Origin of the sequence: Micromonospora sp. NPDC049060, from assembly GCF_040649055.1 — a bacterium.
Lineage (GTDB): Bacteria > Actinomycetota > Actinomycetes > Mycobacteriales > Micromonosporaceae > Micromonospora > Micromonospora reichwaldensis.
On the sequence record NZ_JBEZEV010000179.1, the window covers coordinates 1 to 1558 of the forward strand.

At 73.2% G+C, this 1558-nt stretch carries 1 protein-coding gene; it reads right to left on the minus strand.

Going from position 1 to position 1558, the window contains the following annotated elements; translation table 11 throughout:
- Positions 1-1544, minus strand: a 1544-nt coding sequence (locus tag AB0B83_RS30120) for an amino acid adenylation domain-containing protein (RefSeq protein ID WP_357581010.1), incomplete at its 3' end; no start/stop codon positions are given.
- Between the last annotated feature and the right edge of the window lie 14 nt (positions 1545-1558).

Sequence of the window (1558 nt, forward strand, 5' to 3'; positions counted from 1 at the left end):
CCGTCGGTGCGGAGGCGGCAGAGGTCGCCGGTGCGGTAGAGGCGGCTGCCGGGTGGTCCGTACGGGTCGGGCAGGAACCGCTCCGCCGTCTGCCCGGGCTTGTTCAGGTAGCCGCGGCTGACCACGTCGCCGGCGACGCAGACCTCGCCGGGCGCGCCGGGCGGGACCAGTTGGAGGTCGGCGTCCAGCAGGTGGATGCGGGCGCCGGCGATCGGGACGCCGAGGTCGGGCCGGTGGACCCCGTCCGGGCGGACGGGCCCGACGGTGACGGCGACGGTGGTCTCGGTCGGCCCGTAGATGTTGAACAGGGTGTACGGCGCGTGCGCGGACGGCCGGGTGGTGAGGGCGTCCCCGCCGGTGAAGATCGTCCGCAGGCGGCTGGTGGACGGGGTCGGCAACCGGAGGACGGCCTCCGCGATCGGCGTCGGCAGGAACGTCCTCGTGACGTCCTCCCGGACCAGCCAGTCGTGCAGCGCGGCGGGGTCGAGGCGGTCGGCGGGGTCGGCGATGTGCAGGGTGGCGCCGCTGACCAGCGCGGGCCAGATCTCCCAGATCGCGGCGTCGAAGCCGAGGCTGGCCACCTGGCCGTGGCGTTGGCCGGGACCGGTGGGGTGCGCGTTCAGGTGCCAGTGGACCAGGTTGGTCAGCGCCCGGTGGGGGACCATGACGCCCTTGGGCGTGCCGGTGGACCCGGAGGTGTGGATGACGTACGCCACCTGCTCCGGGTGCACGTCCAGCGGGGGCGGCGTGGCCGTGGCCGTGGCCGGTGCCGGGTGCGGGGCGAGGGCGACGACGCCGGGGGGTGTGTCGGTGTCGTGGGGGTCTTGGGTGATGAGGATGGTGACGGCGGAGTTGGTGATGAGGTGGTGTCGGCGTGCGGGTGGTGCGGTGGGGTCGATGGGGAGGTAGGCGGCGCCGGCTTTGAGGACGGCGAGCATGGCGGTGATGGCGGGTGTGCCGGGTGGGAGGCTGACGGCGACGGGGTGGTCGGGTCGGGCGCCGTGGTGCAGGAGTTGGTGGGCGAGGTGGTTGGACCACTCGTCCAGTTCGCGGTAGGTGATCGCGCCCGTCCCGTCGACGACGGCGAGCGCGTCGGGTTGGCGTCGGGCCGTCTCCGTCACCAGCCGGGGCACGCACCCCAGATCACCGGGCGGGACCGGAACCGGGCTGGCGATCAACGCGTCTGCGAGCCGCTCCCGCTGAGCGGCCGTGACCGCGACCACGGTGGACAGCGGCCGGTCCGGCTCGGCCAGTACGGCGGCGACCAGGGCCCGGTAGCTGTCGGCCAGCTCGGCCATCGTCGCGGGCTCGTACAGGTCGCAGGCGTAGTCGAAGAGCACCCGGACGCCGTCCGGCTCCACCTGCACCTGGACGGTCAGGTCGAACTTCGCGACCCCCTCGTCGATCGGCAGCGGCCGCATCGTGGCGGTGTGCAGCGGTGCCGGATCGGTGCCTTCCATGGTGGTGAAGACGGTTTGGATGAGGGGTGGGGTGTGGCGGTCGCGGGTGGGTCGGGTGTGTTCGACGAGTTTGTCGAAGGGGATGTCCTGGTGGGTGA